Genomic DNA, 26,961 nt, shown 5'->3' with positions numbered 1-26,961 from the left:
CCGTCAGTGCCGGAAGTGCCGGACGCCGGTGACGACCATGGCGATGCCGTGCTCGTCGGCGGCCGCGATCACCTCGTCGTCGCGCATCGATCCGCCCGGCTGGATCACCGCCTTCGCACCCGCCTCGATCGCGCTCATCAGGCCGTCGGCGAAAGGGAAGAAGGCGTCCGAGGCCACGACGCAGCCCTCGGTGAGCGGCTCGGAAAGCCCCATCGCCTCGGCCGCGTCCTGCGCCTTGCGCGCGGCGATGCGGGCCGAATCCACCCGGCTCATCTGGCCGGCGCCGACACCGACGGTGGCAAGGTCCTTCACATAGACGATGGCGTTCGACTTGACGTGCTTGGCGACGCGGAAGGCGAATTTCATGTCGGCCAGCTCGGCCTCGGTCGGCTGGCGCCTGGTCACGCATTTCAGGTCGAGGTCGTCGACCACGGCGCTGTCGCGCTCCTGCTTCAGGAAGCCGCCGGCAACCGACTTGACCAGAATGCCCCGGGCGCGCGGATCGGCCAGCGCGCCGGTCGTCAGAAGCCGCAGGTTCTTCTTCGCCGCGACGATCGCCGCCGCTTCGTCGGTCACGGCCGGCGCGATGATCACCTCGGTGAAGATCTTGACGATCTCTTCGGCCGCCTCGGCGTCGAGCGTCCGGTTGAGCGCCACGATCCCGCCAAACGCCGACGTCCGGTCGCAATCGAAGGCCCGGCGATAGGCATCGACCAGCGTGCCGCCCGTCGCCACGCCGCAGGGATTGGCGTGCTTGATGATCGCCACCGCCGGCGTGTCCGCGCCGAACTCGCTGACCAGTTCGAAGGCCGCGTCCGTGTCGTTGATGTTGTTGTAGGAAAGCGCCTTGCCCTGCAGCAGCGTCGCCGTGGCGACGCCCGGGCGCTTCTCGCCGGTCAGATAGAGACCGGCCGCCTGATGCGGGTTCTCGCCGTAGCGCATGGCCAGCGACAGCGTGCCGCCCGTGGCGTGATGCCGGCTGACCGCGGGCAACGACAACTGCCCGGCCATGTAGTCGGCGATCATCACGTCATAGCTGGCGGTGCGCTGGAAGGCCTTGGCCGCGAAACGCTTGCGCTGGTCGAGCGTCGACGCGCCATCGTTCTCGGCGAGCATCGCGGTCACGTCGCCATAGTCGGCCGGATCGGTGACGATGGTGACATAGGCATGGTTCTTCGCCGAGGCGCGCACCATGGCCGGCCCGCCGATGTCGATGTTCTCGACCGTCGTCGGATAGTCGGAATCGGCGGCGACCACTTCCTCGAAGGGATAGAGGTTGATCACGACGAGATCGAACGCCGCGATGTCGTTGGCCTGCATCGCCGCGACATGCTCCGGATCGTCGCGCACCGCGAGCAGGCCGCCATGCACGGCGGGATGCAGCGTCTTGACCCGGCCGTCCATGATCTCCGGAAAGCCGGTGACGTCGGCGACATCGATGACGGGAAGCCCGGCTTCCGCGATCGCCTTGCGCGTGCCGCCGGTGGACACCAGTTCGACGCCGCGGGCGCTCAGCTCACGGGCGAGGTCGATCAGACCGGTCTTGTCGGAAACGGACAACAGCGCCCGGCGGATCGCCACGCGGTCCGGGGCGGGAATTTTCTTGGAAGCGACGGCCATCGGTCGGTCCTTCATGCATCGAAATGAGGGGTTCGCCGCCGCTGCTAGCACGACACGGACGCCGTGCCTATCGGGCAAAGCCGCCCATGCACCGCAAGTCTGGGCCCAAGCCGGTCAGGTCTTGCGGAAAATCCACTCGACCGCCTCGATGTCGGGCCAGATGCCCGCAATGACGATCTGGTGGGACTTCACCGGGCCTGCAATGCCGGCGAAATGGATGGATTCCTCGATCGTGACGTCACCGTCATTGGCGGTGAACAGCCAGCTCTCGCCCTGCTGGGTCGACAGATGCACCGACCGGTTATCCTCGCGCGTCGCGCGCACCACCGGATGCAGGTGGAAACGGATGTCGAATTGCCGCTGCGCCTGCCCGCCGCCGCGCCCCTGGCGCACCAGACGGTCCCGGCCGTCGATGCGCGCGCCGTCTTCCTGCAGCGCCATCGCGCGCTCGTGCCACAATCCGAACTGGCGCAGATAGCCGTCATGTCGGGCGACGAAGCCCGGCGAACCGGCATTCTCCCGCCGCTCGATGCGCACGGTCGACGGACCCGAGACGATCCTCAGGCATTTCTCGCCCGACGGTTTCGACGAACTGCCGAACCGCGCCGACGACGTGTCCTCCAGAACCAGCGTCGAATGGGCCGCCGTCACGCGCGCCATGTCGCGATAGCGCTCCCTGAGCAGCGTATCGACGCCGGAATTCACGATCAGCCGCTGGCGGCCGCTGGAGAACTCGAAGGCGAGGCAACTCGCATGGCCTTCGAACCCGTGCAGCCCGGACGGCGGCACGCCAGTATCGACAATGACGACCGATCCGTCGCGCGCCATCCGCTGATAGCCGGAATGCGGCATGTGCCCCAGCGGCTGGGCGCCGTTCTGGTCGTGGCGAAGAACCGCCGCCGCCAGGTTGAGATTGCTGCTGCCCGCGCCATGGAACATGGCCATGTGCCCGTCCACATGGCGGAAGAACCGCAGCGCCGGATAGAGCCGGTCCAGCGAGCGGACGAGTTCCTGCGGCACGGGCTTCGACGCGGAAACGTAGCACTGCGCCAGCGGCAGAAGGTCGGCGAGCAGGCCCGGCAGCACGTCCGGGCACCGGCTGACATGCCCGCCATCGGGCAGGATCTGCGTGCGCAGCTGATATTCCAGGTTCTTCGCCGCCGAGGCCTCGAACCGCGCCGATGTCGGCAGCACCTGCGCCGCATAGGCCAGCGCGATGCGCACGGTCAGCGCGTCCAGATCGTCGCTCATCGAGGCGGCGAGGCCGCGGAGATAACGCACCTGGCGCGCCAGCGACCCCATGAAGCGGCGGTAGAAGACGGGATCGCTGTCGAGCAGCAGCAGGCGCGAATACTGCATCCACGCGATCACCCGCGCCGCCGTGACGCTCATCTTCCAGGCATTGCCGGACACGCCGCGGCCCTGGCTCGTGATCCAGTCATTGACCAGCGCGCGGGCATTGGTGGAGGCGAGATCGCTGTCGGCGCCCTTCATGTGGCGAAGCCAGCGAAACCCGTTCAGCGCGTCTTCCCAGGCCACCGACGGCGGATCGACGGAAAAGGGCGACGCGCCGCCGGTGTCGACGACACGGCCCGCGAAGGAATAGCGCCCCTCGTAGAAGTCGCGCGCGGCGAGCGGATCGGCCGGCCGCAGGTCCGGCGGGACCATGGTCAGCCGTTCCGGCACCGGTCCCATGAACCGCCAGGCAAAAACCGGCCCCTTCTGGATGCGCTGGCGCACTCCGGACCAAAACAGCCGAACACCCGACAACCAATATGCCGGACCGTTCATCAATGCGGGTCGGCCCACTTGATCTCCATCCCGCCGTTCAAGACGAATCGAAGGATAAACAATTGCATCTGCTTTACAATCAGGGACGCGTCTCGGCTATCCGATAAGCCGCCGGAAGCGCGCGGCGAAGAATCCGTCCACGCCGCTTGTCGCAGGGTCACCCAGGTCCAGATGCGCGGGCGTCAGCCGCAGAAACCCTTCCGGCGTGACGGCGTTCTCCACGCCCGGCGCCTCGTCGCCGGTCACTGGCACGATCTCGAATTCCGGATGGTTTCCGGCGAAATCGCGGGCCACCGTCTCGCCTTCCAGCGGGTCGAGCGAGCAATTGGAAAACACCAGCAACCCGCCCGGCGCGACCAGCGTCGCCGCATGGTCGAGCATCCGCGCCTGCAGCCCGGCGAGTTTTTCGATGTCGGCGGGCGATTTCGTGAACGGCACGTCCGGATGGCGGCGCACCGTGCCGGTGGACGAACAGGGCGCGTCGAGCAGCACGGCGTCGAAGGGCCCCTCCGGCGCAAAGGCGAACATGTCGACCGCCACCGTCTCGCAGCGCGACCCGAGACCCAGCCGCTCCAGATTGGCATGGAGCCGCTTCAGCCGGTTCGCCGACAGGTCGAGAGCGGTCACGGTCGCGCCGGCATCGAGCATCTGGGCGGTTTTGCCGCCCGGCGCGGCGCAAAGGTCGGCCGCGCGCTTGCCTTCGAGATCGCCGAACAGCCGCGCCGGCATGGCGGCCGCCGCGTCCTGCACCCACCACGCACCGGTGTCGTAGCCGGGCAGCGACGGGATCTCGCGCGACGCTCCGGTCAGCCGCAGCGATCCCGTCGGCAGGACGATCGCCTCGAGCTTCTCCGCCCATTCGGCGGCCTGCGGCTGCTCGCCGGCCTTCAGCGTCAGGTCGATCGGCGCCTCGACGCGGTGGCAGGCGTCGATCCTGGCCGCCGTCTCGGGACCGTGGATCGCGTCGAGACGGTCCGCGAACCATTGCGGCGCGCGCACCGGCGCTTCGGCGAAACGCGCCAGCAAGCCGTCCTTGTCGCGCGAGGCACGCCGCAGGAGCGCGTTGACCAGCCGCGCGAAACGCCGCGACCGCGGATCGGCCTGCGCCGCCGTGACCGCGAGATCGACCGCGCTGTGATCGGGAACGTCGAGGAAGAGGATCTGCGCCAGCCCGGCAATCAGGATGTTGCGCAGCCCCGTCGCGCCGGCGGGGAGCGGCTTTTCGGTGAAGCGGCGGATCGTGTCGTCGAGATCGCCGTAATGGCGCAGCGACGCGAGAAGCATGGCCCGCACCAGCGCCCGGTCGCGCAGCTCCAGCGCCAGATAGTGCGGATGGCCGTGCACCTCGTCGGTCAACCCGTCCATCGACGATTTCGCGTCGAGGATCGCCCCGAGGATGCGGTGCGCGGCCTGCCGTGTCGCGAGGCCCGGCTTGTCGTCGGGCCGCGGCGCCGCCTGGTCTGTCTTGCGCGGCCCCGGCCGGCGCCGGCGTGCCGGCGCGCTCAACCCCACGGGCCCTTGTCGTCTCCGCGTCCCCATTTGGGTCCGGTCTTCGGAATGCCGGACGAGCCGGACCGCGCCGGTTTCTCCGCTTGCGCCGGTCGCGCCGGTTCGGCCTTCGGCTGCGGAACGGGCGGCGCGGCGGGCGCGTCCATTTCGGCGGCCATCGCCATCAGCGCGCGGATGCGGTTTTCCGTGTCCGGATGGGTGGAGAACAGGCTGTCGGCACGCTCGCCGTTCAAGGGATTGATGATGAACATGTGCGCCGTGGCCGGATTGCGCTCGGCGGCGACATTGACGGTCCGCCCGGCGGCGATGGCGATCTTCTTCAGCGCGCTCGCCAGCCATTCCGGATTGCCGCAGATTTCCGCGCCGCGCCGGTCGGCGGAATATTCGCGCGTCCGGCTGATCGCCATCTGCACGATCATCGCCGCGAACGGCGCGACGATCATCGCCACCAGCACGCCGATGAAGCCGAACGGATTGTTGTTGTCGCGCGAACCGCCGAAGAAGAAGGCGAAATTGCCGAGCATCGAGATCGCGCCGGCCAGCGTCGCGGTCACCGTCATGGTCAGGGTGTCGCGGTTCTGGACATGCGCCAGCTCATGCGCCATCACGCCGGCGACCTCCTCGCGGCTGAGCCGATGCAACAGCCCCGTCGTCGCCGCAACGGCGGCGTTTTCGGGGTTGCGTCCGGTGGCGAACGCGTTGGGCTGGTCGGATTCGATCAGATAGACCTTCGGCATCGGCAGGCCGGCGCGTCCGGCGAGCGCCTCGACGATGCCGTAATATTCCGGCGCGTTCTTGCGATCGACCTCCACGGCGTTGTGCATGCGCAGCACCATCTTGTCGGAATTCCAGTAGGAAAAGGCGTTCATCGCCAGGGCGATGACGAAGGCGATCATCATGCCGCCCGTGCCGCCGATCAGATAGCCGACGCCCATGAACAGCGCCGTCATGAAAGCGATCAGCATGGCCGTTTTCATCATGTTCATGAAGCTGTCTCCACAAGGGGCGGGCGTTGGATTCGCGCCGCGAACGCCTATAATAGTGTGTGCGCAACACGGCGTTTTCAACCACGAGACCGCCGCATCGACAAGACCGGGCCCATGAACGACCAGCGAGAAACCGAAGCGGCCACGCTTGATTCCACGGACGGCGCCGCCGCGAATGAGGCACATGAAAAGCGCGTCGAGGATCTTCCGCCGGCGGCTAGGCGCGCCCTTGCCGAGGCGACAGCACGGCGCGAGGCGCTGGACGCCGCCGAACGGGAGCGCAGCCGCGAAGTCGGCGGGCGCGGCGGTAAGGATCCGGCCCGCTACGGCGACTGGGAAGTCAAAGGCATCGCCGTCGATTTCTGACGCCCTCCTGGCCGCGTAGAACCGATCCGCGCCAACCGAATTCGACTTGCACCGCATTTGTCCGAGTGTGTTTACGCTTTGTTGGGGGCGTTTCGTAATTCGACCCCCTGCGCGGGCGTCAATTAGCCGTCCGACAAGAAGTTGACACTAGCGTGCGCCCAGGAGCGGCATCATCTCCGCATCGCAGACCGCGAGCCAAGCCGCCAAGGAGACATTCGTGCGCATCGTGTTGGATCGACTCAAGGATTTCGCCCGCGACAGGCGCGGGAATTTCGGCATCATGTTCATCGCGCTCGGAACCACCCTGCTGATGGGCTCCGCGATGGCGATCGACGTGGCGCGCATGTTCGCCACCCACAACAAGCTGGTCTTCGCCGTCGACGCCGCCGTTCTCGCCACGACCCAGGGCCTGACGCTCGGCGACATTCCGATGGACGAGGCCGAAGAGGCCGTCCGCAAATATCTCGACGCCAATCTCGACAACCGGACGCTCAAGCCCGCCGACGTGGAGATCGACGCGATCAACGTCGACACCAAGGCCCGCTCGCTGGAGGTGAAGGCGCACACGCTGATGCCGATGACCTTCGCCGGCATCGTCGGCTATGACGACCACCGGGTCGACGCGGTCTCCAAGGCGCAGTTCTCCAACACCGAGATCGAGGTCGTCATGGCGCTCGACATCACCGGGTCGATGGGCAACAAGATCGGCAACAGCTGGTACTCGCCGACCAAGCTCTCGGCGCTCCAGGACGCGGCCGCGTTGGCGTTGGACACGCTCTTCGAGGATGTGGACGAAGACGACAAGATCCGCGTCGGCCTTGTCCCCTATTCCGAAGCGGTGAACGCCGCGCCGGTCATCGACAAGATCGCGACCACTGGCCTCACGGAGGAGGAGTGCGAGTGGACCGGCGGACGCGGACGCTGGGGCCGCGGCGGCGGCGACTATGTCTGCACCACCGTGACCACCTATCCCGACTGTGTCCGCGAACGCACGGGAACCTACAAATACTCCGACGCCTTCGCCACGTCGTCTGCCAAGATCGGCTCGTCGGAATATGACTGCCCGAACGCCGAGATCGTTCCGCTCACGTCAAACCAGTCGAAGCTGGAAAGCACGATCGACAGCTTCAGCGCCAGCGGCTGCACGGCCGGACATATCGCCATCGGCTGGGCCTATTACATGCTGTCGTCGAAATGGAATTCGGCATGGCCGGACGGCTCGGACGCCGAGGATTTCGACGAGCCGGGGGTGAGCAAATACGCGATCATCATGACGGACGGCGAGTTCAACACCTTCGAATCGAACGGCTACTACTGCACCAATTCCGGCGGCAGCCTTTCGGAAGACTACGCGCTCGGCCTGTGCAGCGCGATGAAGAATGACGGCGTGAAGGTCTATTCGATCGCCTTCGACGCGGGTTCGGCGGCGGAAAGCCTGATGAAGAACTGCGCGACCTCGGTGAACGGCAAGTCGCTCTATTACAACGCCACCGACGAGGACAGCCTCGAGGAAGCGTTCCTGGAGATTGCCCGCGACATCAAGGGCCTCAGGCTGGTCAACTGACCGGCCCCGGCAAGGCGTCGCAACGAAAAAGGCCGCCCCGAGGGGCGGCCTTCGCAATTCCGGGAACCGGACGGTCGGCAGACCAGGACATCGGTCAGATGTCGATCCGGTTACACAGGGCGTTTCTCGCCGTCAGAGGCTGCTCCGACGGAGAGCGACCCGCATAGACCGTCCCGGAACCTTGGAACCACTCGACATCGGATCACCTCCTTTCGATTGTTGAAGACGAATCGGAGTGTGACCCCATTTCCTGCATTGCACAAGTCCCGGCCTGAAAACGGCCGTTGACCCCTGTGCTCAGCCGCCGAGCATGATCGAGCATTTCGCCTTCAGCGGCACCCAGTTGGACAGGGTGTAGTTGCCGGCACCCTTCGCCGCGATGCGGTATTTCGCGTCGATCTTGTTGTGGATGGCGAGGGTGCGCGAGATCTCGGCGACATATTTGCCGTTGACCTTCTTGGCCGTGACCACCTGTACCGGGCCGGCGCCCTGGCCGTGGCGGATCATCATGTAGCTGACCGGGCCGGCCTTGTTGGTGTAGATCCAGGCCTTCATCGTGGCGTTGGTCGGGCAGGCGTTCACGATCGGCGACTTGATCGCCAGCATCGCGGATTCCACCTTCAGCGGCCCGGAACCGCCCTGCTGGAAATTGCCGCCGGCAAGTGCGCTGGTTGCAACCGCGGTGGCGATCAGTGTGAGGAAAAACCGTTTCATGTCTGTCTCCTTGAGTGGCCGCTCGCGTCAAGCGCGGCGGCGCTGTTGGTTTGCTTGGAGACAGACATGCCACAGGCGGCCGAAGCCGCCTGTGCGAGGGATCACAACCGGGAGGGGAGCGCCCTAGCCGCGCTTGTTCTGCCGGTTCTCGATCAGGTCGTCGACGACGGACGGGTCGGCGAGCGTCGAGGTGTCGCCCAGCGCGCCGAAATCGTCCTCGGCGATCTTGCGCAGGATGCGGCGCATGATCTTGCCGGAGCGGGTCTTCGGCAGGCCCGGCGCAAACTGGATCTTGTCGGGCGAGGCGATTGGGCCGATCTCCGTGCGCACGTGCTTGACCAGCTCCTTGCGCAGGTCGTCGGACCCCACGGTGCCTTCCATCAGGGTGACGTAGCAATAGATGCCCTGCCCCTTCAGGTCGTGCGGATAGCCGACCACGGCCGCCTCGGACACCGCGTCATGGCTGACCAGCGCGGACTCGACTTCCGCCGTGCCCATCCGGTGACCGGACACGTTGATCACGTCGTCGACGCGGCCGGTGATCCAGTAATAGCCGTCCTCGTCGCGGCGGCAGCCGTCGCCGGTGAAATACTTGTCCTTGTAGGTGGAGAAGTAGGTCTGCACGAAACGCTCGTGATCGCCATAGACGGTGCGCATCTGGCCCGGCCAGGAATCGGTGATGCACAGATTGCCGTCGGCCGTGCCCTCCAGCACGTCGCCGTCGGCATCGACCAGCTGCGGCTGGATGCCGAAGAAGGGCCGCGTCGCCGAGCCGGGTTTCAGGTTGGTCGCGCCCGGCAGCGGCGTGATCATGATGCCGCCGGTCTCGGTCTGCCACCAGGTGTCGACGATCGGGCAGCGCTCCTCGCCGACCACCTTGTAGTACCATTCCCAGGCTTCCGGATTGATCGGCTCGCCGACCGATCCCAGCGTCCGCAGCGACTTGCGCGACGTCTTCTTGACGTGCTCGGCGCCGGCGCCCATCAGCGCCCGGATCGCCGTCGGCGCGGTGTAGAAGATGTTGACCTGGTGCTTGTCGATGACGTCCCAGAAGCGCGACGGCGTCGGATGGGTCGGCACGCCCTCGAACATCAGCGTGGTCGCGCCGTTGGCGAGCGGCCCGTAGACGATATAGGAGTGCCCGGTCACCCAGCCGACATCGGCGCCGCACCAGTAGATGTCGCCGTCCTGGTAGTCGAAGACATATTGATGCGTCATCGACGCATAGACGAGATAGCCGCCGGTGGTGTGCAGAACGCCCTTCGGCTTGCCGGTCGAGCCGGAGGTGTAGAGGATGAAGAGCGGATCCTCCGCGCGCATCTTGGCCGGCGGGCAGACGGGCTTCGCCTTAGCGATCGCCTCGTGATACCAGATGTCGCGTTCGTCGAACCATTCGATCTTGCCGGCAGTGCGCTGAACGACCAGCACCTTGTCGACCTTGACCTCCTCGCGCTCGGCGATCTCGATGGCCAGATCGGTATTGTGCTTGAGCGGAACCTTCTTGCCGCCGCGCAGGCCCTCATCCGCCGTGATGACGAAATTCGACTTGCAGTCGATGATGCGGCCGGCCAGCGCGTCCGGCGAAAAGCCGCCGAAGACGATGGAATGGATCGCGCCGATCCGGGCGCAGGCCAGCATCGCGAAGGCCGCTTCGGGGATCATCGGCATGTAGATGGTGACGCGGTCGCCCTTCTTGACGCCGTTCGACTTCATCACGTTGGCGAGCCGGCAAACCTTGTCGTGCAGCTCGTTGTAGGTGATCTTCCGGTCGTCATACGGGTTGTCGCCTTCCCAGATGATCGCCACCTGGTCGCCGCGCTTCTTCAGGTGCCGGTCGATGCAGTTGTAGGCGACGTTGGTGACGCCGTCCTCGAACCACTTGATCGAGACCTTGCCCTTGAAGGAGGTGTTCTTGACCTTGGTGAAGGGCTTGAACCAGTCGATGCGCAGGCCGTGCTTTGCCCAGAACTTCTCCGGCGACGTGACGCTCTGCTTGTACCACTTGAGATACTTCTCGTCGTCGATCAACGCCCGTTTCTTGGCGTCCGGCAAAACCCGATAGACTGGACTGGACATGCATACCCTCCCGGAATTCGATATTGACTGTGCCGCGAACGGGCCGGCGCTCCGCCTTCTCCATGCCCGTATCGCCGCGATGTCTGCGGTTTATACCGATGTGAGTCCAGCGGTAAATTAGACCAAGGGCTTTCTTTGCTTGCGGAGATTCCGGGGAGTTGCCCGGTTTTTAATCACGCATCCCGCTGCGGAATGTTTCAAAGCGTGAATTGAAAGCCTGGCCGATGCCGACTAAAGGCGCGTCTCCCGAACATGGCCGGTGTCGGGAGGAGGCCGGTCGCATCTTGTCAGGCCCGCCAAGGCGGGCCGCCCAAACAGGACCGACACATTGATCTTCTCCACACTGGCGCGCCGCGTAGCGCGGGCGCTGTTGGCTGCCGCTTTGTCGGCGACGCTTCTTGCCTTTCCCGCTTCCGCACAAAATCCCCTGAACGGCGATAATCCCTGGCGGCGCATCGCCGTGTTCGACACCGACGAGGCGCATGCGCATCTCCTGCTCGATCCCTCGCCCTTCGACGGCATGGACGCCCTGCAGCTCGCCGCCGTTCCGCGCGGCCAGCGCATCCACTACAACGCCCCGTCGAAATGCGTGCCCGGGCGGCTGAAATCCGTGCTCAACCGCGTGGCCGCGAAATACGGCCCGATCACCGTCAACTCCACCGTGCGCAGCGCGACGCGCAACCGCAAGGTCGGCGGCAAGAAGAGCTCCTGGCATCTGAAATGCGCCGCGGTCGATTTTCGCGTGCATGCCGGCACCAAGGGGCTGCTGACCTTCCTGAAGAAGCAGAAGGAAGTGGGCGGCTACAAGCGCTACAGTTCCGGCTTCTACCACATCGACATCGGCCCGCGCCGGACCTGGTAGGCACCGCGCAAGATTGCGGGGCCGGCGGGAAAGCCCGCCGGACCCCGCGTCTCGTCATGCGGCCTTCGCCGTCGGGTCGTCGCGGTCGAGCCTCAGATCGGCGATCGCTTCCGCGAGCGCCCGGTCGAGCGGGCGATGCGGTTCCTCGCCGATCAGCGCTTCGAGCTTCGCATTGTCCAGCGAATGCGGCACGCGCCACAGATAGGACATCTTGACCACCTCGCGCAGGACGCCGTTGAAGAGGCCGATCGTCCGCAGGATCGGCCAGGGCACGCCGGCGCGCCTCAGCTTCCGGCCCGCCGCCGTCTCCGCAGCCGCCTGCATCGCCTCGCCCGTCACCGCATAGCCACGGAAGTTGAAGCTGGAGAAGGCCGGCAAGTCCCCGCGCTTCTCGGCGACGCGCACGAACGCCTCGGCGAGATCCGGCAGGTAGGAAAAGGCGTGCACGATGTCTCCCGGCCCCGGCCAGGTGAACCGGTCCTTCTTCAATTCCTTCAGGATGATCAGGTCGAGCCAGCTCTCCGGCCGCGTGCCGCCGAAGAAATCCCCGGCCCGGATCACGATCGTGCGGACGCCCTTCTCCTCTGCCGCCCGCTCGAACAGCCCCTCCATCGCGATGCGCAGCCGGGCCTTTTCCGTATCGCCGTTGACCGGCGACCCCTCGGTCATGTCGAGGCCGATGCCCGTCCCGTAATTGTAGACATTGCCGGGGATCATCACGGTCGCCCCCGCTGCCTGCGCCGCCGCCAGCACGTTTTCGGCCAGCGGAACCACGTTCTCCGCCCATGCGTCATAGGTCGGGTTCAGGGCATGCAGCACGACATCCACGCCCGCACACGCGCTGACCAGTGCCGCGCGGTCATGGGCATCCGCCGTCACGGCCTCCACGCCCGGCGCGAGCGCCGCCGATTTCGCACCGCGGGCGATGCCCTTCACGCGCCAGCCGGCCTTGAGAAAGGCTCGCGCCGCCGCGTCGCCGATACGCCCGCTGGCGCCGAGAATTGCTACAGTCTGCATGGTTCGTCTCCGGTCATTCGTTGCAATGACCAGGAGATAAGGCGTTCAGTGATGAATGAATATGAATGAGATTGAAGCCATGCTATTCATGATTGAATGGATATGCGGCATTTCGACTGGAACCTGATCAAGAGCTTTCTCGCCGTGCTCGACGCCGGCAGCCTGTCGGGGGCGGCGCTGTCGACCGGCATCTCGCAGCCGACGCTCGGCCGCCACATCGACGAGCTGGAGACGCTGACCGGGCTAGTCCTGTTCGAGCGCGGCCGCTCCGGCATGACGCCCACGCAAAACGCGCTCGCCCTTCTCGAAGAGGCCCGCTCCATGCAGGCCGGCGCCGACGCCCTGGCGATGACCGTCGCGGGACGCGAGACCGCGGTGGCGGGCACGATCCGCATCACCGCCTCCGAGATCGTGTCGAACTACGTCCTGCCGGAGGTGCTGATCGCGCTGCAGGAGGCCGAGCCGGCGCTGGAGATCGAACTGGTCGCGTCCAACTCGGTTCAGAACCTGCTCGCCCGCGACGCCGACATCGCGGTGCGCATGGTCCGGCCGGTGCAGAACGACCTCATCGCCCGCAAGGTCAACGAGATGGCCATGGGCGCCTATGCCCGGCGCGATTATCTCGACCGCCACGGCACGCCCGACACCGTCGCCGACATGGCGTCTCACCGCCTGATCGGTTACGACCGCAACGACCTGATCGAACGCGGCATGGCGCGCCTCGGGCTGACCTTCGACCGGTCGCAATTCCGCTTCCGCGTCGACAACCAGATCGTCAACTGGGAACTGGTCAAGGCCGGCGCGGGAATCGGCTTCGGTCCGCGCTTCGTCGCGGCGAAATCGCCGGACCTCGTGCGCGTCCTCCCCTGGCTCGACATCGAACCCCTGCCCTACTGGCTCTGCTCGCACCGCGAACTGAAACACAGCGCCCGCGTGCGCCGGGTCTATGATTTCTTGGCGCAGCGCCTGGCGGCCCTGCCGCTGTCGGGCGTCACGGCCTGAGCGTGCGCAGGGAGAGCGACAGGAACGCCGTCGCGACGAGAATGACCGAGAAGCCCGCGAAGATGACGGCAAGGCCGAACCGCTCGGCGACGAAGCCCAGGATCGCCGGCGCCAGCAGCACGCCCGCATAGCCGAACCCCGTCACGATGCCGATGCCGATGGCCGGCTCGACGCCCGGAAAGCGACCGCCGGCCGAGAAGATGATCGGCACCATGTTGGCCAGTCCGAGCCCGCAGATCAGGAAGCCGGCGATCACGATCGGCAGGCTCGGCGCGAGCCCCGCCACCGCGAAGCCGACCGCCGCGATCAGCGCCGAGACGAAGAAGGTCAGCCCGTCGCCGAGCCGGTCGCGCAACCCGTCGCCGAGGAACCGCACCAGCGCCATCGTGCCGGAAAACGCCGCGAAGGCATATCCCGCGATCGCCACCGGCGCCTCGTGATCCTTGGCGAGGTAAAGCGCGCTCCAGTCGAGAATGGCGCCTTCCGGCACGAAGGAGAGGAACGCGCAGAAGCCGAGCAGATAGATGCCGAGCCCCGTCGGCAGTAGGGCGAGGACCTTGCCGACCGACCAGCCGTCGCCCGGTTTCGCCTCGTCGGCGACCGCGAGCAGCTTTCGGTCGGACATGTAGTAGAACTGCGCGACCACGACGATGATGCCGGTCAGCACGAAGACGCCGATCGAATGGCCGACCTCGCCGAACTGCGCCAGCATCCAGCCGCCGAGCGGCGCGCCGGTCAGCCCGCCCAGGCTCCAGAACGCGTGGCACGACGACATGATCGCCCGGCCGCGCGCCTTTTCAACGCTCACCGCATTGGCGTTCATGGCGCCGTCCATCGCGCCCATGAAGGTGCCGAGCCACAGCATGGTCAGCGCCGCGGCCGCCACGTTGGGCGACAGCGCGATGAAGATCAGCCCCGGCGCCAGCATGTAGGAGGTCCAGCGTATCACCCGGTCCGATCCGTAGCGCGTCGTGATCACCGCCCCGGTCAGAAGCGCGATCAGCGCGCCGAGGCCGAACATGATCACCAGCGCGCCAAGCACGGATTCGGTGATCTCCAGCCTTTCCGCCAGCACGGGAATGCGCGGCGCCCAATGGCCGACGACGAACCCGTTGGCGTAGAACGCCGCCGACACGGCCCAGCGCGCCGAAGGCGCGTAATGCGGCCCCGTCGCTTGCGGCACGGGCGCCCCGCCCGCAACTCCTCCGGCAATATCCATCTCGTCCCCGTCCTATGCCGTCACTTCGATCAGGTTGCCGTCGGGATCGACCACAACCGCCTCGTAAAACCCGTCACCCGTCCAGCGCGGCGCCGCGTTCAGGCACCCGGCCTGCCGGGCCCTGTCCGCGAGCGCGTCCACCGCTTCCGGCGATCCGGCCGAAAGCGCGACATGCGCATAGCCGACACGCTCCCCGGCGCAAGCCGCCTCCAGCCACGGCGCCTGCATGATCTCGATGGACTGGTCCGGCGCAAGGGCAAGAAATCGCGACGTGAAGCCGGGTCTGCGCGCGCTCTCGTAGAGGTCTCCGGCATCGATGCCGAACAGGCCCTTCCAGAAGGCGACCGCGCGATCGAGATCGGCGGTCCACAGCGCGACGTGGTGGATCCTCATCGCGCGCGTGCCTCCGCCCGCTGGATCGTCGCACCCGCCGCCTCGCAGGCCGCAACCGCATCCTCGGGCGCGTCGTGCTCGACGATGACGACGGAGCACTCCTTGACCGGAAGCACGCCGAAGGGCGCGACCTTGCCGAGCTTGGCGTTGGTCACCGGCGCGACCGTCACGCCGCTTCTCGCCGCGATCATCCGCTTGAACGCCGCGTCGTCGGCGTCGAACGCCGAGATCCCCGCCTCGGCATCGACGCCGCAGGCGCCGATAATGCAGATGTCGGGGCGAAGGCGTTCGGCCTCGCGCACCGCCTGCGCGCCGATCGACGCGCCGACATGGGCGTCGATGGGTCCGCCGATCACGACGAGTTCGCCGACGCCGCGCGCCGCGAGCGTCGCCGCGATCTGAGGCGCGTTGGTGATGCATGTGACCGCAAGATCGGCCGGCAGGGCCTGCGCGATCGCGAGATTGGTGGAGGCCGCGTCGAGGAAGACCGTCGCGCCCGCGCCGATCCACGGGATCACGGCGCGCGCCAGCGCGGCCTTCGGCTCCACGGCTTCCATCGAGCGTTGCGTCAGCGTGCCCGGCTTTTCGCCGACCGGCAGCGCGCCGCCATAGACGCGCACGCACAGGCCGCGCGCCGCCATTTCCCGGAGATCCCGCCGCACCGTGTCTTCGGAGATGCCGAACTCGCCCGCCAGGTCGGCCGAGATCACCCGGCCGGCACTGTCCAGCCGGCTCATGATCAGGTCCTGGCGCTCGCCCGGCAGCAGGTCCATGGCGGGTCTTCCTCTACATTTCGGAAGAAACATGCATAAACATGCACAATCACGGAATCAAGGGCAAACACCGTCGGGATCGCGGACGGAACCGATTCCGCCGCTCCGCGTTGACGGGTCACTGACAAGCGAAAGGCATATCAATGACCCTCGGCACAATTCTGCTCATCATCCTGGTCCTGCTTCTGATCGGCGCCATCCCGACGCGCGCCCGCTTCGGCAACGCCCCCCTCGGCATCGTCGGCACGATCCTCGTGATCGTCGTGATCCTGATGGCCCTGGGTCAGATCTGACGGCAGGAAAGCCAACGAAAACGGCCGCCCGGAAACCCGGGCGGCCGTTTTCGTTTTCGGACTGTCTTTCGGACCGCGCCGCCGCCCTGCGAGGGCCGGCAACGGTCCCGGCTCAGCTGTAGACGACCAGCAGGTCCTTGGCGTCGATCTGGTCGCCGGCCTTGACCAGCACTTCGGCGACGGTGCCGTCGCGCTCGGCGTGGATCGCGGTTTCCATCTTCATCGCCTCGATCGAGACCAGCACGTCGCCCGCCTTGATCTCCTGACCGGCGGAAACGGCGATGGTCGAGATCACGCCCGGCATCGGCGCGCCGACATGTGCCTCGTTGCCGGGTTCGGCCTTGCGCCGGACGGCTGCGCCGCTCGCGCCATGCGCCCGGTCGGGAACCTTGATCCGCCGCGGCTGGCCGTTCAGTTCGAAGAACACGGTGACCATGCCCTTTTCGTCGATGTCGCCGACGGCAAGGCAGCGCACGACCAGCGTCTTGCCCTTCTCGATCTCGGCATGCACCTCCGCTTCCTGGCTCAGCCCGTAGAAATAGACCGGCGTCGGCAGCGAAGAGACCGGGCCGTACATGGCCTGCGCATTGGCGAAATCGGTGAACACCTTCGGATACATCAGGTAGGAGGCGAACTCGAACTCGGTGATCCCGCGTTCCAGCTTCTCCTCGATCTCCTTGCGCATCGCGTCGAGATCGGCCGGCGGCAACAGCGAACCGGGAACGTCGGTGTAGGGCTTCTCGCCCTTCAGCACCTTGGCCTGGATGGCTTCCGGCCATCCGCTCGGCGGCTGACCGAGATCGCCGCGCATCATCGAGACGACGGAATCGGGGAAGGCGATGTCCTTGTCCGGATCCTTCACGTCTTCCACGGTCATGTCCTGGCTGACCATCATCAGCGCCATGTCGCCGACGACCTTCGACGACGGCGTCACCTTGACGATGTCGCCGAACATCATGTTGACGTCGTGATAGGCGCGCGCCACCTCGTGCCAGCGAGTTTCCAGCCCCAGCGAGCGGGCCTGTTCCTTCAGATTGGTGAACTGGCCGCCCGGCATCTCGTGCAGGTAGACCTCGGAGGCCGGCCCCTTCAGGTCGCTCTCGAAGGCGGCATACTGGGTGCGCACGGCCTCCCAGTAGAAGGAGATCCGGCGGATCCACTCCGAATCGAGCCCCGGATCGCGTTCCGATCCGCTCAGCGCCTCGACGATGGACCCGAGACAAGGCTGGGACGTGTTGCCCGACAGCGCGTCCATCGCGGCATCGACCGCGTCGACGCCGCTCTCGACGGCCGCCAGAACCGTCGCCGCAGAAATGCCGGACGTGTCATGCGTGTGGAAGTGGATCGGCAGGTCGGTCGCCTCGCGCAGCGCCTTGAAGAGCTGCCGCGCCGCGGCCGGCTTCAAAAGGCCGGCCATGTCCTTGACGGCCAGCATGTGCGCGCCGGCCTTTTCCAGTTCGCCGGCCAGGTCGACATAATATTTCAGGTCGTATTTCGGGCGCGCCGAATTGAGGAGGTCGCCGGTGTAACAGATCGTCGCCTCGCAGATCTTGTTCTCCTCGGCGACCGCGTCCATCGAGACGCGCATGTTGTCGACCCAGTTCAGGCAGTCGAAGACGCGGAACAGGTCGATGCCGCCGGCCGCCGCCTGGCGGACGAAATGCTTGACGACATTGTCGGGATAGTTGGTGTAGCCGACGCCGTTTGCGCCGCGCAGCAGCATCTGCAACAGCAGGTTCGGCACCTGCTCGCGGATCTTCGAAAGCCGCTCCCACGGATCCTCGGTCAGGAACCGCATGGCCACGTCGAAGGTCGCGCCGCCCCAGCATTCCAGCGACAGCAGCTCCGGCAGGACACGGGCGTAGCAACCGGCGATCTTGACGATGTCGTCGGTGCGCATGCGCGTCGCCAGAAGGCTCTGGTGACCGTCGCGCATCGTGGTGTCGGTCAGATAGACCTGTTTCTCGGCGCGGAGCCATTTCGCGAAGCCTTCCGGCCCCAGCTCGTCCAGCTTGCGCTTGGTGCCGCCCTCCGGGATCGGAATGCCCGGCCACGGCACGATCGGCGGCGCGGCGTCCGCCGGCGGCTTCGGCCGCCCCTTCGTCTCGGGATGGCCGTTGACGGTGACGTCGGCGAGATAGGTCAGAAGCTTGGTCGCCCGGTCCTGGCGCTTCACCTGCGCGAACAGTTCCGGCGTCGTGTCGATGAACTTCGTCGTGTAGCTGTTGTCGCGGAATTTCTCGTGGCCGATGATCGCCTCGAGGAAGGTCAGGTTGGTCGCCACGCCGCGGATGCGGAATTCGCGCAGCGCGCGGTCCATGCGGGTGATGACTTCTTCCGGCGTCGGCGCCCACGCCGTCACCTTTTCCAGGAGCGGATCGTAGAAACGCGTGATCACCGCGCCCGAATAGGCCGTGCCGCCGTCGAGGCGGATGCCGAAGCCGGTCGCGCCGCGATAGGCGGTGATGCGCCCGTAATCGGGGATGAAGTTCTGCTCGGGGTCCTCGGTGGTGATACGGCACTGCAGCGCGTGGCCGTTCAGCCGGATGTCCTCCTGCTTCGGCACGCCCGATTCCGGCGTCCCGATGGCGAAACCGTCGAGGATGTGGATCTGCGCCTTGACGATGTCGATGCCGGTGACCTCCTCGGTCACGGTGTGCTCGACCTGGATGCGCGGATTGACCTCGATGAAGTAGAATTTCCCGGTGTCGGCATCCATCAGATACTCGACCGTGCCGGCGCCGAAATAATTCGTCGCATTGGCGATGCGCAGCGAGTATTCGGCCAGTTCGGCACGCTGCTCGGCGCTCAGATAGGGTGCCGGCGCCCGCTCCACGACCTTCTGGTTGCGGCGCTGGATGGAGCAGTCGCGCTCGAACAGGTGCACCGCATTGCCATGCGTGTCGCCGAGGATCTGGCTTTCCACATGGCGGGCCCTCTCGACCAGCTTCTCCAGATAGACCTCGTCCTTGCCGAAGGCCGCGCGGGCCTCGCGCTTGGCTTCCAGGACCTCGCGCTCGATGTCGGCTTCGGAGCGGATCGCGCGCATGCCGCGCCCGCCGCCGCCCCAGGAGGCCTTGAGCATGACGGGATAGCCGATCTCGGCGGCCATCGCCTTCACGGTGTCCATGTCGTCGGGCAGCGGGTCGGTCGCCGGAACCACCGGAACGCCGGCCGAAATGGCGAGGTTGCGCGCCGCCACCTTGTTGCCGAGCGACCGCATCGTTTCCGGTTTCGGGCCGATGAACGTGACCCCGGCCGCCTCGCAGGCCTCGACGAATTCCGGGCTTTCCGACAACAGGCCGTAGCCCGGATGGATCGCGTCGGCGCCGGAAATGCGCGCCACGCGCAGCACTTCCTCGATCGACAGGTAGCTTTCGATGGGGCCCAGATCGCGGTCGAGATGCGGCCCGCGACCGACCTGGTAGCTCTCGTCCGCCTTGAAGCGGTGCAGCGCGAGCTTGTCTTCCTCGGCCCAGATGGCGACCGTCTTGATCCCCAGCTCATTGGCCGCCCGGAAGACGCGGATGGCGATTTCGGACCGGTTGGCGACGAGAATTTTCTTGATGGCCAAGGCAGAGGACCCCGATCTGGCGTTGACGTCAGACGAGATTCTTACCGTCAATTTTTGTGCAGCGCAACGTAACCCGCTGCCGCCCGGTTCGAAGCGCGGCCTAGGCGGTCGCCTCCGCCGTCAGGCGGCCATGCGCCGCCATGATCTCGAAGGGCACGCGCCGCAGGACGAAGCGCGCCACGCGGGCGTAACGCTCCGGCTCGGGCGCGGCCTCGGCGCGGGCGCCGATGCGCGCCCAGACCGCGAGAAACAGCACCGCGCCGGTCAGTTGCATGAAATCATGCGCGAGCACGGCGCTGTCGCCCGAAGCCGCGACGATGTCCCGGGCTTCCGCCCAGAGCGCTGCGGCCTTGGTCACCGCGTCTTGCCCGGTTTCCTCGCCAAGCCCCCTGATCAGGTCGGCGAATTGCGCGGCGCCTTCGCCGACGCGCAGCCCGCGGCTCGCCAACGCGCCGGCGTGGATGCCGTTCGCGCCCTCGTAGATCGCGGTGATGCGGGCGTCGCGATAGGTCTGCTCGACCCGGTATTCGCGCAGGAAGCCGTAGCCGCCGAGGATCTGCGTGCCCAGTTCGGCGGCGCGCATGCCGGCCTCGCTGCAGAACACCTTGGCGACCGGGGTCAGGAACTCGACAAGGTCCGGCTTGTCGCCGGTTTCCAGGAACACCAGCGCCAGATGCGCGATGGCGCGGCTGCCGAGCGCCAGCGAATCCATCTCGTCGAGCATGCGGCGCACATCGGCGTGCTGGTCGAGCGTCGCCGCCGCGCCGTCGGGCCCGCGCCCCTGCACCCGCTCGGCCGCATAGGACCGCGCGATGTCGCAGGCCCGCGACGCATGCGCGACACCCTGCAAGGACACGTCGAGACGGGCGTGGTTCATCAGCGTGAACATCGCCTTCAACCCCTCGCCGGGCCGGCCGATCAGTTCGGCTTCCGCGCCGTCGAACACCATCTGGCAGGTCGGCGAGGCGTGCAGCCCCATCTTCTCCTCGATGCGCGCCACCGTGACGCCGTTGCGCGTCCCGTCCTCCTTGTGCGAGCGGCACAGGAACAGCGACAGCCCCCGGATCCCCTCGTCGGAGGTGCGCGCCAGGACCAGGTGCAGGATGCCCTCGCTGGCGTCCTGGTCGCCGCCGGAGATGAAGATCTTCTCGCCGTCGATGCGCCAGCCGTCACCCGCCTCGGTCGCCCGGCAGCGGATGCGCGCCAGGTCGGAGCCGGCGCCCGGCTCGGTCAGGCACATCGTCGCCAGCCATTCGCCCGACGCGAGCGGCGGGATCATCCGCGCCTTCTGGTCGTCGGTTCCGAACGCCAGCACGGTGCGGATCGCGCCCGGCCCCAGCCCGGCCACCATCTGCATCGAATGGCAGGCGCCGGAGAAGATTTCGCTGACGAGCGCGGCCACCGCCCCGCCCATCGCCTGGCCGCCGAATGCCTCGGGCGCGGTCAGGCCCGGCCAGCCCTGCTCGACATAGGCGTCGAAGACGCGCTTGAAGCCCTCCGGCAGTCGCACGCGGCCGTTTTCCAGCCGCGCGCCCTCCATGTCGCCCGGCTCGTCCAGCGGCGCGATCTCGCCCTCGGCGAAGGCCGCGAAATGGCCGGCGATCTCGCCGGCGAAATCCGCGTCCCAGTCCGGGATCCGGCGCGCCTCGGCGATGTCGTTGATCGAAAACAGGATATCGGCGAGCGGCGCCGCAAAAGGTTTCATCGTGTCATCCTCGGATCCGGATCACCGCCGGGTCGGCATCGTCGTAAAGTCGTTCGAGCAGCGCGGCGCGGCGCGTCAGCACCTTGCGCGGGTTGAGATTGCCCTTGGCCGTCATCTCGCCCTCGGCCAGCGAGGCCGGTTCGGCGACGACGAGCGCGCGGGCGACACGGATCGACGAGCCGGTCGCCGTCGCCGCATGGTCGGCCAGGCGGCGGGCGATCTCCGCGTTCAGCCCCTCGTCGACCAGCGCGCCGTCGGCGTCCCCGGGCGCGAAACCGGCATCGCCGAGCGCCTGCCTGTCGGCGAAGATCATCACGCCGATCGCGTCGCGGTCATGGCCGGTCAGCACCAGGTCGGCGGCCAGCGGCGCCAGGCAGGCGAGCACGTCGAGGCGCAGCGCGGCGGCGCGCACCCAGGTGCCCGTCAGGAGCTTGAAGTCCTCCGAAATGCGCCCGTCGAAGCGCAGGCCCTTCTCCGGCCTCTCGGGATCGACGAACCGCATCGCGTCGCCGGTGATGAAATAGCCCTCCGCGTCGAAGCTCTCGCGCGCCTTGTCCTCGTCCTCGAAATAGCCGGCCATGATGTTCGGCCCCTTGACGCGAACCTCGCAGCGCATCTCGTCGTCGGGGATCAGCTTCGCCGTCACCCCCGTCAGCGGCACGCCGACGATGCCCGAGCGCGACGTCGGCTCGTGCTGCATCAGGCAGGCCGGCCCGGTCTCGGTCAGGCCCCAGCTCGACGTCATCAGCGGCACCGAGCCGGTCACCTCCATCGCCATCTCCTCGAAGCCCTGCCACACCTCCTGCGGCAGCGAGGCGCCGGCGTAGAAGACGAGATCGAGGTCGGAGAAGAAGCGCTGCCGCAGGTCCCTGTCGGCACGCAGCGCGGCCAGCATCATGGAAAAGCCCACCGGCACGTTGAAGGCGAGCGTGCCGGTCACCGTGGCGAGATTTTCCAGCGTCCGCTCGAAACGGCCCTTCACCGGCTTGCCGTCGTCGACATAGAGGCTGCCGCCATTGGCCAGCATCATGTTGAAGTTGTGGCTGCCGCCGAAGACGTGGTTCCAGGGCAGCCAATCGACGATCACCGGCGGCCGCTCGCGCAGGAACGGCAGGGCGTCGGCGATCTGGGTCTGGTTGACGCACATCATGCGATGCGTCGTCGGAACGCCTTTCGGATGCGACGTCGATCCCGACGTCATCAGGATCTTCACGACGCTGTCGGGTCCGACCGCTGCATGGGCGGCGTCGATGTCGACGCCCGCGTCGCCGCGCAGCAACTCCTCCAGCGGCGTCGCCCGCGACAGGCCCGGCCGGCTGGCGACGACCTCGATGTCGGCCAGTTCGTCCAGCTCGATCGCGTCGGCATATTCCACGGCGTCGACGGCAAACGCGAGGCCCGGCCGCACGACGTCGATGACATGGCGCAGCCGGTCATGCGCGCCGGGGATCAGCGCATATTGCTCGGCGACCGGCACGACCGGAATGCCGGCATATTGCCCCGCCAGCGCCAGAAGCCCGTGATCGACGCCATTGGCCGACATGATCAGGATCGGCGTCTCCGCGGTCAGCCCGCGGCCGACAAGCGCCGCGGCAAGGGCGCGCACCTGTTCGAGCGTCGCCGCATAGCTCTGTTCGCGCCATCCCGTCCCCGACCGTTCGGCCAGGAAGACCCGGTCCGGCGCCTCAGCCGCCCATCTGTGCAGCCAGTCGCCGGTGGTCCTGACGGTCGGTCCGAGCGCGTGGTCGGCGGTCAGGAGGATCGTGCCGTCCGGACGGTCCTCGCGGATGACGCGATGCGGCTGATACTTCGTCGCCCCGGTCATCACGCGTCGCCCGTGGCGCTGTGTTCGATCTTGCGCAGCGTGGAGATCAGCGCCGCCGCCTCGCTGGCCTGCAGCCCGCCGAGGAGCTTGGCTTCATGCGCGGCCACGGCCGACACCGCCTTCTCGCAGAGGCACTCTCCGTCCGGCGTCGCCCGCAGCGCATGGCTGCGGCGGTCGTTGGGCGCCGGATTGCGCGTGATCCAGCCATGTTTTTCCAGGTCGTCGACGATGGTGACGAGATTGGAGCGCTCGACGGCGAGCGCGCCGGCCAGTTGCGACTGGCTCATGTCCGGGTTGTCGACGATGAGCGCCAAGGCGGTGAAGGTCATCATCCGCAGGCCGAACGGTTCGAGCGTGCGCGCCAGATCCGCCTGCACGAGGTTGAAGGCGCGCTTCATGTTGTAGCCGGCGAAACTGCGCAGCGTCCCGTCGAAGACCCGTATGGGCGACGCTCCCGCGTCGCCGCCGCCTGCAGCAAATTTCGCCATGTCGCCCTCCCGGAAAACCGGGAGGGTCGATATCAGATATGATTGTTATGTCAAATAGCAATAAGTTCTAGGCCGGCGCCGAACCGGCCGGATCAGGCCGGCAGCAGGAACAGCGTGATCGCCGGGAACAGCACCAGGAGGGCGACGCGCACGATGTCGGAGCCGACGAAGAACAGCACGCTCTTGTAGGTCTCCGTCATCGGCGTTTCCCGGTCCATCGCGTTGATGATGAACAGGTTCATCCCCACGGGTGGCGTGATCAGCCCCACCTCCACGACGATCAGCACCAGGATGCCGAACCAGATCGCCACATGTTCGGTGCTCATGCCGAAATCGAGCGCGCTGATCACCGGGAAGAAGATCGGGATGGTCAGCAGGATCATCGACAGCGAATCCATCAGGCACCCGAACACGAGGTAGAACGCCAGGATCAGCACCAGCACGATCCACGGACTGAACCCCTGGCTGACGACGAAGCTCGAGAGTTCCTGCGGCACCTGGCTGAGCGCCAGGAAGGAATTGTAGAACCCGGCCCCGAGCACGATGAAGAAGATCATCGCCGTCGACATCGCGGTCGAGACGATGCTGTCGGCGAAGACCTTCCAGTTCAGGTTGCCCGAAACCAGCGCGATCAGCCCCGTGCCCGCGGCGCCCACCGCCGCGCCCTCGGTGGGCGTGAACCAGCCGAGATAGATGCCGCCCACGACGACGAGAAAGACGATCAGCACCGGCCAGACGTCGAGCAGGGCGCGGATGCGCTCCGAATAGGGCTGCGGCTCGCGCGTGCCGGCCGCGTCCGGATAGAGCCGCACATAGATCGAGATCGTGATCATGTAGCCGATCGCCGCCAGGATGCCCGGAACGAAGGCGGCGAGGAACAGCTTGGCGATGTTCTGTTCGGTCAGGATCGCGTAGATGACGAGGATCACCGAGGGCGGAATGAGGATGCCGAGCGTGCCGCCGGCCGCCAGCGTCGCGGTGGAGAAACCGCCCGAATAGCCGTAGCGGCGCAGTTCCGGCAGCGCCACCCGGCTCATCGTCGCCGCCGTCGCCAGCGACGACCCGCAGATCGCGCCGAAGCCTGCACAGGCGCCGACCGCCGCCATCGCGACCCCGCCGCGGCGATGGCCGAGCCAGCTTTCCGCCGCCTTGAACAGGGCCGACGACATGCCGGAAAGCGTCGCGAACTGGCCCATCAGCAGGAACATCGGGATGATCGACAGCGAGTAGCTGGAGAAGGTCGTGTAGGTCTCGCTCTTCAGCTTGGCCAGGAACATCGTCGCCCCGCCCATCGAGAAATACAGGCCGCCGATGCCGCAGATCATCATGGCGAGCCCGATCGGCGCGCGCAGGAAGATGAGGACGAGAAGGACGGGGAAGGACAGATACCCCAGTTCGAGCATGCTCAATGCGCGGCTCCTTCCGAACTCGGCATGTGGTGCCCGCCCGTGATCAGGCCGACGATGCGGGCGAATGCGCAATAGACGCCGATGATGACCGCCGCGACGGCCCCGGCGAAACTCGCCGCATAGGCCCACCAGATCGGGAATTGCAGCAGGAAGGTCGTCTCGCCGTTGCGCACCTTGCCGAGCAGGCCCTCGTAGAGGCGCCACGCGATCACGATCAGGAGGGCGGTCAGCGCCACTTCCCAGAACGCGACGATGAAGCGGTTGACAGATTTCGGCAGCAGGTTGGTGAACACGTCCACGGTCGCATGTCCGCCATGCAGCTGGCAGATCGGCAGGAACGCGAAGATCGAGAAGGCGATGCCGGCCTCCACGACCTCGAAGTCGCCCTTCACCGGTCCGAAATGGGTGAGGAAGTCGGCCACGGCCGGCGCGATGGCGGCCAGCCATTCCGAATGGCCGAGCGTGTTGGCGCCGCGTCCGATCACGCTGACGCAGGTCAGCACGACGAGAGCCGTCAGGACAATGCCGCCCAGCAACGCCATGATGCGGGCCAGCCACTCAACGAGCCTGAGAATCAAGGGTCCCTCCCCGGGCGCCGGATGGATCCCCGGCAGATCAAGGACGGCCCCGGCGCTTTCGCGCCGGAGCCGGTATTCAGTTTCAGTTGCTGTATTTCGCGATCAGGCCGCGTGCTTCCTCGACGAGGCCGGCTCCGTCGAAGCCCTTCCCGTCCATCTCCTCGATCCATGCGTCGATCGTCGGCGCGGCAGCGTCGCGCCAGGCCTGAACCTCGTCGGCGCTCAGCTCGATGATGTTGTTGCCGCGTGCGACCGCCTTTTCGCGTTCCGGCGCGTCATAGGCCTGCATCGTCTTGCCGGCGAGAGCCGAGAAGTCGAGGCCCGAATTGGCGTCGATCACCGCCTTCAGGTCGTCGGGCAGGCTGTCGTAGCGATCCTTGTTCATCGCGAAGATGAAGGACGTCGTGTAGAGCGAGGCGCCCGTGAATTCCGTGTGGTTGTTCACCAGTTCCGGCACCTTCAGCGCGCCGGTCACTTCCCACGGGATCACGGTGGCGTCGATCACGCCCTTCGACAGGGCTTCGGGCACGGCCGGAACCGGCATGCCGACCGGCGTCGCGCCGAGCGACGAGAACATCATGTTGGTGACGCGCGTCGGCGCACGCAGCTTCACGCCGTTGAGGTCCTCGATCGTCTTGATCGGCTCTTTCGAGTGGATCAGGCCCGGGCCGTGCACCCACACGCCGATGGTGTGGAAGTCCTTGAACTCGCCATCGAGCATGTATTTCTCGGCCATGTCCCAATAGGCTTTCGAGGTCGCCTCCGCATTCGTCATCATGAACGGGAGCTCGAAAATCTCGGTATGCGGGAAGCGGCCGGGCGTGTAGCCGGCAACCGTCCAGACGATGTCGGCGACGCCGTCGATCGCCTGGTCGATCAGTTCCGGCGGCGTGCCGCCAAGCTGCATCGACGGGAAGCGCAGGATCTTGATGCGTCCGTCGGATTCGGCCTCGACCTTGTCGGCCCAGACGTCGAGGACGTATTTCGGGACATTGGCCTGCGCCGGCAGGAACTGGTGCAGCCTGAGCGTCACCTCCTGGGCAAGCGCCTGTTTCGCGCCCAGCCCTGCGGCGACCACCGACAATGCGGCCGCGCCGGCCATGGTAAGCAGATTTCTGCGCAAGAAACGCATGGGAACTCCTCCTCCTTTTGGGTCCGAAAGCCGTTCTAGCCGGCTTCGGCATGAACGTGATACAA

At 66.7% G+C, this 26,961-nt stretch carries 22 protein-coding genes; 5 read left to right on the top strand and 17 right to left on the bottom strand.

What is annotated here, in order from left to right; all coding sequences use genetic code 11:
- Positions 1-3: 3 nt before the first annotated feature.
- The 4 genes from purH to htpX form a co-directional block, all read right to left on the bottom strand.
- Positions 4-1,620, bottom strand: coding sequence for a bifunctional phosphoribosylaminoimidazolecarboxamide formyltransferase/IMP cyclohydrolase (gene purH, locus MRY80_RS08815; RefSeq protein ID WP_293290141.1), 1,617 nt, complete (start codon positions 1,618-1,620; stop codon positions 4-6).
- 114 nt (positions 1,621-1,734) lie between these two features.
- Positions 1,735-3,360, bottom strand: coding sequence for a heparinase II/III family protein (locus MRY80_RS08810; RefSeq protein WP_293290139.1), 1,626 nt, complete (start codon positions 3,358-3,360; stop codon positions 1,735-1,737).
- 147 nt (positions 3,361-3,507) lie between these two features.
- On the bottom strand, positions 3,508-4,923 hold the full coding sequence (locus tag MRY80_RS08805; RefSeq protein ID WP_293290137.1) for an RsmB/NOP family class I SAM-dependent RNA methyltransferase: 1,416 nt from the start codon (positions 4,921-4,923) through the stop codon (positions 3,508-3,510).
- Positions 4,914-5,906, bottom strand: coding sequence for a zinc metalloprotease HtpX (htpX, locus tag MRY80_RS08800; protein WP_293290135.1), 993 nt, complete (start codon positions 5,904-5,906; stop codon positions 4,914-4,916). The genes MRY80_RS08805 and htpX overlap by 10 nt, the downstream gene beginning before the upstream one ends.
- Positions 5,907-6,020: 114 nt before the next feature.
- On the opposite strand from htpX, the gene MRY80_RS08795 reads away from it, so the two are divergent.
- On the top strand, positions 6,021-6,272 hold the full coding sequence (locus tag MRY80_RS08795; RefSeq protein WP_293290133.1) for a DUF1674 domain-containing protein: 252 nt from the start codon (positions 6,021-6,023) through the stop codon (positions 6,270-6,272).
- 217 nt (positions 6,273-6,489) lie between these two features.
- On the top strand, positions 6,490-7,836 hold the full coding sequence (locus MRY80_RS08790) for a TadE/TadG family type IV pilus assembly protein (protein ID WP_293290131.1): 1,347 nt from the start codon (positions 6,490-6,492) through the stop codon (positions 7,834-7,836).
- A 297-nt stretch (positions 7,837-8,133) separates the two neighbouring features.
- On the opposite strand, the gene MRY80_RS08785 is transcribed toward MRY80_RS08790, so the two are convergent.
- Complete coding sequence (locus MRY80_RS08785; protein ID WP_293290129.1) at positions 8,134-8,550, bottom strand: hypothetical protein; 417 nt, start codon at positions 8,548-8,550, stop codon at positions 8,134-8,136.
- Positions 8,551-8,673: 123 nt separating this feature from the next.
- Complete coding sequence (gene acs, locus MRY80_RS08780; RefSeq protein WP_293290127.1) at positions 8,674-10,626, bottom strand: acetate--CoA ligase; 1,953 nt, start codon at positions 10,624-10,626, stop codon at positions 8,674-8,676.
- Between the two features lie 328 nt (positions 10,627-10,954).
- Here acs and MRY80_RS08775 point away from each other — a divergent pair, with 328 nt between their 5' ends.
- Positions 10,955-11,488 carry a D-Ala-D-Ala carboxypeptidase family metallohydrolase gene (locus MRY80_RS08775; RefSeq protein WP_293290125.1) on the top strand — a complete coding sequence of 178 codons (534 nt, stop codon included), beginning with the start codon at positions 10,955-10,957 and terminating at the stop codon, positions 11,486-11,488.
- A 54-nt stretch (positions 11,489-11,542) separates the two neighbouring features.
- Here the strand turns inward: MRY80_RS08775 and MRY80_RS08770 are convergent, their stop codons facing one another.
- Entirely contained in the window at positions 11,543-12,505 is a 963-nt protein-coding gene (locus MRY80_RS08770; RefSeq protein WP_293290123.1) for an NAD-dependent epimerase/dehydratase family protein, read from the bottom strand.
- Positions 12,506-12,607: 102 nt separating this feature from the next.
- Here MRY80_RS08770 and MRY80_RS08765 point away from each other — a divergent pair, with 102 nt between their 5' ends.
- Positions 12,608-13,507 (top strand): LysR family transcriptional regulator, encoded by a 900-nt coding sequence (locus tag MRY80_RS08765; RefSeq protein ID WP_293290121.1) that lies wholly within the window; start codon positions 12,608-12,610, stop codon positions 13,505-13,507.
- On the opposite strand, the gene MRY80_RS08760 is transcribed toward MRY80_RS08765, so the two are convergent.
- From MRY80_RS08760 to MRY80_RS08750, 3 genes are read right to left on the bottom strand one after another with little or no spacing between them, the layout of a single operon-like run.
- On the bottom strand, positions 13,497-14,726 hold the full coding sequence (locus tag MRY80_RS08760) for an MFS transporter (RefSeq protein WP_293290120.1): 1,230 nt from the start codon (positions 14,724-14,726) through the stop codon (positions 13,497-13,499). The genes MRY80_RS08765 and MRY80_RS08760 overlap by 11 nt on opposite strands.
- A 12-nt stretch (positions 14,727-14,738) precedes the next feature.
- A complete protein-coding gene (locus MRY80_RS08755) occupies positions 14,739-15,119 on the bottom strand; it encodes a VOC family protein (RefSeq protein WP_293290118.1) in 381 nt (126 codons plus the stop codon).
- Positions 15,116-15,892, bottom strand: coding sequence for a DeoR/GlpR family DNA-binding transcription regulator (locus tag MRY80_RS08750; RefSeq protein ID WP_293290116.1), 777 nt, complete (start codon positions 15,890-15,892; stop codon positions 15,116-15,118). Before MRY80_RS08750 ends, MRY80_RS08755 begins: the two co-directional genes overlap by 4 nt.
- Before the next feature lie 143 nt (positions 15,893-16,035).
- On the opposite strand from MRY80_RS08750, the gene MRY80_RS08745 reads away from it, so the two are divergent.
- Positions 16,036-16,185 (top strand): DUF3309 family protein, encoded by a 150-nt coding sequence (locus tag MRY80_RS08745; RefSeq protein ID WP_293290114.1) that lies wholly within the window; start codon positions 16,036-16,038, stop codon positions 16,183-16,185.
- Between the two features lie 112 nt (positions 16,186-16,297).
- Here MRY80_RS08745 and pyc read toward each other — a convergent pair whose 3' ends face one another.
- The 7 genes from pyc to MRY80_RS08710 all read right to left on the bottom strand — a co-directional run bounded on the left by pyc (position 16,298) and on the right by MRY80_RS08710 (position 26,896).
- The gene (gene pyc, locus MRY80_RS08740) at positions 16,298-19,759 is read right to left on the bottom strand and encodes a pyruvate carboxylase (RefSeq protein WP_293290112.1); all 3,462 of its coding nucleotides are present in this window, start codon (positions 19,757-19,759) and stop codon (positions 16,298-16,300) included.
- A 100-nt stretch (positions 19,760-19,859) separates the two neighbouring features.
- The gene (locus tag MRY80_RS08735) at positions 19,860-21,464 is read right to left on the bottom strand and encodes an acyl-CoA dehydrogenase family protein (protein ID WP_293290110.1); all 1,605 of its coding nucleotides are present in this window, start codon (positions 21,462-21,464) and stop codon (positions 19,860-19,862) included.
- Positions 21,465-21,468: 4 nt separating this feature from the next.
- Positions 21,469-23,289 (bottom strand): feruloyl-CoA synthase, encoded by a 1,821-nt coding sequence (locus MRY80_RS08730; RefSeq protein ID WP_293290108.1) that lies wholly within the window; start codon positions 23,287-23,289, stop codon positions 21,469-21,471.
- A complete protein-coding gene (locus MRY80_RS08725; RefSeq protein ID WP_293290106.1) occupies positions 23,289-23,777 on the bottom strand; it encodes a MarR family transcriptional regulator in 489 nt (162 codons plus the stop codon). The genes MRY80_RS08730 and MRY80_RS08725 overlap by 1 nt, the downstream gene beginning before the upstream one ends.
- A gap of 92 nt (positions 23,778-23,869) precedes the next feature.
- Positions 23,870-25,186, bottom strand: a complete 1,317-nt coding sequence (locus tag MRY80_RS08720; RefSeq protein WP_293290104.1) for a TRAP transporter large permease — start codon at positions 25,184-25,186, stop codon at positions 23,870-23,872.
- Complete coding sequence (locus MRY80_RS08715; RefSeq protein ID WP_293290102.1) at positions 25,183-25,764, bottom strand: TRAP transporter small permease subunit; 582 nt, start codon at positions 25,762-25,764, stop codon at positions 25,183-25,185. Before MRY80_RS08715 ends, MRY80_RS08720 begins: the two co-directional genes overlap by 4 nt.
- Before the next feature lie 82 nt (positions 25,765-25,846).
- The gene (locus tag MRY80_RS08710) at positions 25,847-26,896 is read right to left on the bottom strand and encodes a TRAP transporter substrate-binding protein (RefSeq protein WP_293290100.1); all 1,050 of its coding nucleotides are present in this window, start codon (positions 26,894-26,896) and stop codon (positions 25,847-25,849) included.
- Between the last annotated feature and the right edge of the window lie 65 nt (positions 26,897-26,961).

It is taken from the genome of Oricola sp. (assembly GCF_022763245.1).
GTDB lineage: Bacteria > Pseudomonadota > Alphaproteobacteria > Rhizobiales > Rhizobiaceae > Oricola.
Note: the sequence above shows the minus strand (reverse complement) of the source record. Positions and strands in the feature narration are given on the sequence as shown.